Source organism: Streptomyces sp. NPDC056222 (assembly GCF_042264065.1).
GTDB lineage: Bacteria > Actinomycetota > Actinomycetes > Streptomycetales > Streptomycetaceae > Streptomyces.
In genome coordinates this window covers 24,578-30,703 of the sequence record NZ_JBHJTL010000091.1, presented here as the reverse complement: position 1 = coordinate 30,703, position 6,126 = coordinate 24,578, and the positions used below count along the sequence as shown (strand labels likewise).

Annotated in this window: 8 protein-coding genes; all 8 read right to left on the bottom strand. The window is 70.1% G+C overall.

Annotated features, from left to right (window positions below; all coding sequences use genetic code 11):
• Positions 1-27: 27 nt before the first annotated feature.
• Positions 28-495, bottom strand: coding sequence for a preprotein translocase subunit YajC (gene yajC, locus ACFC0D_RS30975; RefSeq protein WP_376443033.1), 468 nt, complete (start codon positions 493-495; stop codon positions 28-30).
• Positions 496-671: 176 nt separating this feature from the next.
• Positions 672-1,751 (bottom strand): Holliday junction branch migration DNA helicase RuvB, encoded by a 1,080-nt coding sequence (ruvB, locus tag ACFC0D_RS30970; RefSeq protein WP_376443030.1) that lies wholly within the window; start codon positions 1,749-1,751, stop codon positions 672-674.
• Between the two features lie 89 nt (positions 1,752-1,840).
• Positions 1,841-2,470 carry a Holliday junction branch migration protein RuvA gene (gene ruvA / locus ACFC0D_RS30965; RefSeq protein ID WP_376443027.1) on the bottom strand — a complete coding sequence of 210 codons (630 nt, stop codon included), beginning with the start codon at positions 2,468-2,470 and terminating at the stop codon, positions 1,841-1,843.
• A complete protein-coding gene (ruvC, locus tag ACFC0D_RS30960; protein ID WP_376443024.1) occupies positions 2,467-3,000 on the bottom strand; it encodes a crossover junction endodeoxyribonuclease RuvC in 534 nt (177 codons plus the stop codon). Before ruvC ends, ruvA begins: the two co-directional genes overlap by 4 nt.
• Positions 3,001-3,132: 132 nt before the next feature.
• On the bottom strand, positions 3,133-3,885 hold the full coding sequence (locus ACFC0D_RS30955) for a YebC/PmpR family DNA-binding transcriptional regulator (RefSeq protein WP_158985482.1): 753 nt from the start codon (positions 3,883-3,885) through the stop codon (positions 3,133-3,135).
• A 62-nt stretch (positions 3,886-3,947) separates the two neighbouring features.
• On the bottom strand, positions 3,948-4,538 hold the full coding sequence (gene pdxT, locus ACFC0D_RS30950) for a pyridoxal 5'-phosphate synthase glutaminase subunit PdxT (RefSeq protein WP_376443021.1): 591 nt from the start codon (positions 4,536-4,538) through the stop codon (positions 3,948-3,950).
• Positions 4,539-4,544: 6 nt separating this feature from the next.
• Positions 4,545-5,393, bottom strand: a complete 849-nt coding sequence (pdxS, locus tag ACFC0D_RS30945) for a pyridoxal 5'-phosphate synthase lyase subunit PdxS (protein WP_376443043.1) — start codon at positions 5,391-5,393, stop codon at positions 4,545-4,547.
• 189 nt (positions 5,394-5,582) lie between these two features.
• A complete protein-coding gene (locus ACFC0D_RS30940) occupies positions 5,583-6,125 on the bottom strand; it encodes a hypothetical protein (protein ID WP_376443018.1) in 543 nt (180 codons plus the stop codon).
• Position 6,126: the final 1 nt, after the last annotated feature.

Genomic DNA, 6,126 nt, shown 5'->3' with positions numbered 1-6,126 from the left:
GTGGGCGTCCGCGGTCCCCGGTCGCGACTACTTCGCCTCGGCCTCGCCGCCGGCCTTGTCGTCCTTCTTGACCTCGGCGTCGGCCTCGACGGCCTCGACCTTCTTGGTCAGGTCCGGCTTCGCGTCCTCGGCGGCCTCGTCCGACGCGTCGGCGTCGGCCGACTCGGTCAGCGAGGAGGCGTCGTCCGGGACGACCGTCTCAGTGTCCGGCTCGTCGCCGTGGACGATGCGGTTGTACTCGTCGTCCGCGAGAACCGCGCCGATGGCGTTCTTCGCGTAGACGGCGTGCACGCCGGGAGCGACCTCGAGGAGGACGGTCTCGTCGCCGATCTCCTTGACGGTGGCGTACATCCCCCCGATCGTCCGCACACCGGTGCCGGGCTGCATCTCGTCGCGCATCTGCGCGGCCGCCTGCTGCTTCTTCTTCGCAGAGCGGGTCATCAGGAACATGGCCCCGATGAGGACGATGAAGGGGAGGAGGGTCACGATACTCACGGGACGGGTTTCCTTCGCACGGACGCGGAGATCCCGCGGCCTGATCTTCGGGGGTGGGCGTGCCGACCAGAAAGGTCGGCATCGGCGGAGTCTAGGCGAGTCCGCATCATTGGAACAACGTCCAGCATCGCACCCTGGTTCCTCGTCCGACGAGTCTCCGCGCCGTCACGGCATGGTCACGCCCCGAAGAGCCCCTGTTGTCCGCTTCCTGGCGCGCCCGGGCCCGCTGCCTGCGGTGGAACGAGTCCGAGATGGGTCCATGCGGCGGGAGTGGCGACCCGACCACGCGGCGTGCGCGCCAGGAGTCCCTCCCGTACGAGGAAGGGTTCGGCGACCTCCTCGACGGTCTCGCGCTCCTCCCCGACCGCGACCGCGAGGGTCGACAGACCGACCGGGCCGCCGCCGAAGAGCTTGAGCAGGGCCTCCAGGACGGCGCGGTCCAGACGGTCGAGACCGCGGCTGTCCACCTCGTACACCGCGAGTGCGGCGGCGGAGATCTCGCGGTTGATCACGCCGTCGGCCCTGACCTGGGCGTAGTCGCGGACGCGGCGCAGGAGACGGTTGGCGATGCGGGGGGTGCCCCGGGAGCGGCCGGCGATCTCGGCGGCTCCGGCCGTGTCGATCTCGACGTCGAGAAGTCCGGCGGAGCGGTGGATGACGCGCTCGAGCTCCGAGGCGTCGTAGAACTCCATGTGGGCGGTGAAGCCGAAGCGGTCGCGGAGCGGGGGCGGCAGGAGTCCGGCCCTGGTGGTGGCGCCGACCAGGGTGAAGGGCGGGAGCTCCAGCGGGATGGCGGTGGCGCCGGGGCCCTTGCCGACGATCACGTCGACGCGGAAGTCCTCCATCGCCATGTAGAGCATCTCCTCGGCGGGGCGGGACATGCGGTGGATCTCGTCGAGGAAGAGGATCTCACCCTCCTGGAGGGAGGAGAGGATCGCGGCGAGGTCTCCGGCGTGCTGGATGGCCGGGCCGGAGGTGATCCGGATCGGGGCGTTCATCTCCGCCGCGATGATCATCGACAGGGTGGTCTTGCCGAGGCCGGGAGCGCCGGAGAGCAGGACGTGATCGGCGGTGGCTCCGCGCTGGCGGGCGGCCTTGAGGACCAGGTCGAGCTGCTGGCGCACCTTCTCCTGGCCGACGAACTCGCTGAGGTCCTTGGGCCGCAGGGCCGCCTCGACGGCCTGGTCGTCACCTTCGGCAGCCGCCGCGACGATGCGCTCGTCGGTGGGCGGTGCGGTGTCGTCGTCCCAGTTCACGTGGTCTGCCTTCGTGGTGGTGGTGCGGTCGTCTGTAGGTGCGGGGCGCCTGCGGCGGGGTGAGGAAGGAGCCCCGCGCCGCGGTCATGTCAGCGGGCGCGGTTCAGGGACTGGAGGGCCGCGCGCAGGAGCTGCGGGACCGGGGCCGAGCCGCCCGCGGCGATCGCCGCCTCGGCCTGTGGCGTCACCGCGGCGACCGCCTCCTCCGCCTCGCGTGACGCGTAGCCGAGGCCGATGAGGGCGGCGGCCAGCTGCTCCGTCCAAGGCGCCGGACCGGAGGCCGCAGCGCGCTGCGCGCCGACGAGGCCGGTACCGAGCGGCTGCCCCAGCTTGTCCTTCAGTTCGAGGAGGAGCTTCTGCGCCCCCTTCTTGCCGATGCCGGGGACGGCGGTGAGCGTCTTCTCGTCCCCGGTGGAGACTGCGAGGCGCAGCGCGTCGGGACTGTGCACGCCGAGCATGGCCTGGGCGAGGCGGGGTCCGACACCGCTCGCCGTCTGGAGCAGTTCGAAAACCTGCCGCTCGTCGTCGTCCGCGAAGCCGTACAGCGTCAGGGAGTCCTCACGGACCACCAGGGACGTGGCCAGCCGCGCCTCCTGACCGATCCTCAGGCCGGCGATGGTGGTGGGCGTGCACTGGACGGCCATGCCGACGCCGCCGACCTCGATGACCGCGGTGGTGGGGGCGAGCGCGGCGACCGGGCCGCTGACAAAGGCGATCATGCGGAACGGCCTTTCGTTGCGTGATGGGCGGCGACGGCCTGCTGGAGCCGGTTCTGGGCCGGGGCTCGCCAGATGTGACAGATGGCCAGGGCGAGGGCGTCGGCGGCATCGGCCGGCTTGGGCGGGGCGGAGAGCCGGAGCAGCCGGGTCACCATGGCTCCGACCTGGGCCTTGTCGGCGCGTCCGCTGCCGGTGACGGCGGCCTTGACCTCGCTGGGGGTGTGCAGGGCGACCGGGATGCCGCGGCGCGAGGCGCAGAGCATGGCGACGGCGCTGGCCTGGGCGGTGCCCATGACCGTACGCACGTTGTGCTGGCTGAACACCCGCTCCACGGCGACCAGTTCGGGTGAGAAGCGGTCGAGCCACTCCTCGATCCCGCGCTCGATGCCGACCAGGCGTATCCCGATGTCGTCGTCGGCGGCCGTCCGCACGACGCCGACGCCGAGCATGGTCAGGGGGCGCCCGGCGACGCCTTCGACGACGCCGACACCGCACCGGGTCAGCCCCGGGTCCACCCCGAGCACGCGCACCTGAGCCCCTCCCTGGACCGTCTTCGTAAATCTGTTTGTGCAGGCTATCCGCTGCCACTGACAACGCCGCACGAACGACAGCGGGCCGACGGGGGTGTTTCCCCGTCGGCCCGCTGCGAGAAGCGACCGCGCTCAGGCGTCGACCTTCTCCATGACCTCGTCGCTGACGTCGAAGTTGGCGAAGACGTTCTGCACGTCGTCGCTGTCCTCGAGAGCGTCGATCAGCTTGAAGATCTTGCGCGCGCCCTCTTCGTCGAGCTCGACCTGCATGGTCGGGACGAAGTTGGAGTCGGCGGAGTCGTAGTCGATGCCGGCCTCCTGGAGGGCGGTGCGGACCGCGACCATGTCGGTGGCCTCGCTGATGACCTCGAAGCTCTCACCGAGGTCGTTGACCTCCTCGGCGCCCGCGTCGAGCACAGCACCGAGGACGTCGTCCTCGGTCAGCTCGCCCTTGGGCAGCACGATGACGCCCTTGCGGTTGAACAGGTACGAGACCGAGCCGGGGTCTGCCATCGAACCGCCGTTGCGGGTCATGGCGACGCGGACGTCGGAGGCTGCACGGTTGCGGTTGTCGGTGAGGCACTCGATGAGCACCGCGACACCGTTCGGGCCGTAGCCCTCGTACATGATCGTCTCGTAGTCGACGCCGCCGGCCTCGAGGCCGCCGCCGCGCTTGATCGCCGAGTCGATGTTCTTGTTCGGGACGGAGCTCTTCTTCGCCTTCTGCACGGCGTCGAACAGCGTCGGGTTACCGTCCAGATCGGCACCGCCGGTCCGGGCGGCGACCTCGATGTTCTTGATCAGCTTCGCGAAGAGCTTGCCGCGCTTGGCATCGATCACGGCCTTCTTGTGCTTCGTCGTAGCCCATTTAGAGTGGCCGGACATCTGCCTGTCTCCTTCGCGTAACCCATTTCTGAACGAACCCCAGAGATCCTACCGGGACCTCGTCACACCGCGGCGCGCACCATGTCGACGAACAGGGCGTGAATGCGGTGATCTCCGGTGAGCTCGGGGTGGAACGAGGTCGCCAGGGCCCGGCCCTGCCGTACGGCCACGATATGACCCTCGTGCTCCGCGAGGACCTCGACCTGGGCACCGACGGACTCGACCCACGGGGCGCGGATGAAGACGCCCTCGACGGGGCCGTCCTCGATACCGGTGACGGTGACGCCGGCCTCGAAGGACTCGTTCTGCCGTCCGAACGCGTTGCGGCGGACGATCATGTCTATGCCGCCGAAGGTCTCCTGGCCCGAGCGCGGGTCGAGGATCTTGTCGGCGAGCATGATCAGACCTGCGCAGGTGCCGTACACCGGCAGTCCGGCGGCGATGCGTTCGCGCAGCGGCTCCATGAGGCCGAAGAGTTCGGCCAGCTTGGAGATGGTGGTGGACTCGCCGCCGGGTATGACGAGGCCGTCGACCTCGGCGAGCTCCTCGGGGCGCCGGACCGGCCTGGCCACGGCGTCAGCCGCGGCCAGGGCGATCAGGTGCTCCCGTACGTCGCCCTGGAGGGCCAGGACACCGATCAGGGGTGTGCTCATGGGTGATTACCAGCCGCGGTTGGCGTAGCGCTCGGACTCGGAGAGCGTGTCGCAGTTGATGCCGACCATGGCCTCGCCCAGGTTGCGGGAGGCGTCCGCGATGATCTTCGGGTCGTCGTAGAAGGTGGTGGCCTTCACGATGGCGGCGGCGCGCTTGGCCGGGTCGCCCGACTTGAAGATGCCGGAGCCGACGAAGACGCCCTCGGCGCCGAGCTGGCGCATCAGCGCGGCGTCGGCGGGGGTGGCGACACCACCGGCGGAGAACAGCACGACCGGCAGCTTGCCGAGCTCGGCGACCTCCTTGACGAGCTCGTACGGGGCGCGCAGGTCCTTGGCGGCGGCGAACAGCTCGTTGTTGTCGAAGCCGCGCAGCTTGGCGATCTCGTTCTTGATCTGGCGCAGGTGGCGGACGGCCTCGACCACGTTGCCGGTGCCGGCCTCGCCCTTGGAACGGATCATGGCCGCGCCCTCGGCGATGCGGCGCAGGGCCTCGCCCAGGTTGGTGGCGCCACAGACGAAGGGGGTGGTGAAGGCCCACTTGTCGGAGTGGTTGACCTCGTCGGCCGGGGTGAGGACCTCGGACTCGTCGATGTAGTCGACGCCGAGGGACTGCAGGACCTGGGCCTCGACGAAGTGGCCGATGCGGGACTTGGCCATGACCGGGATGGAGACCGCGCCGATGATCTCTTCGATCATGTTCGGGTCGGACATACGGGCGACACCGCCGTCCTTGCGGATGTCGGCGGGGACCCGCTCCAGGGCCATGACGGCCACGGCACCGGCGTCCTCGGCGATCTTCGCCTGCTCGGCGTTGACCACGTCCATGATCACGCCGCCCTTGAGCTGCTCGGCCATGCCGCGCTTGACGCGCGCGGTGCCGGTCTCGGGAGACTGGGTGCTGTTGGGAAGCGTGGTGGACACGGGGACCTCACTCGGGAAAGCGGTGTTGAGACAAGAGTGAGGAAACAGGCCACCACCAGTCCACATCAAGGGCCAATGTGCAGGCGGTGGATCGTTTTCGCTGTTTTCGCAGGTTACCGGAGGTCAGGCCGGGCGATCGGCAAGGGCGACGGGCGGTTCGTCGTCCATTTCGAAGGCCAGCGGAAACGGAGCGTGACCGGCCAGCCGGAACCAGCGCACCTTGCGGTGGCGGCGCAGGGCGCGGGCGGCGCGTACGGCGTCGTTGTGGAACCTGCGGGCCATCGGCACGCGGCGGACGGCTGCCGCGAGCTCGTTGGCGGCCTCCTCGCCGCCGGGGGCAGCCCGTACCGCCTCGACCTGCTCGGGCTCCCCGAACACGGCGCGCAGGGCCTGGCTCAGCTCGCTCTCGGCCACCTCCCGCTGGTCCTCCTCGGCCTGCCGGGCGGCGTGCGCGGCCTCGTACAGCACGATCGAGGCGGCCGGGTCGAGGACGCCGGACGTGGCCAGTTCCTGGGCGACCGAGGCCCGGCGGAGCAACTGGGCGTCGAGGGCGGCGCGGGCCGCGTCGATCCGCGCGTGCAGCCGGTCGAGGCGGCCGGCGGTCCAGCTGAGGTACAGGCCGATCGCGATGAGTGCGACGACGGTCCAGATCAGGGTTTCGGTCACG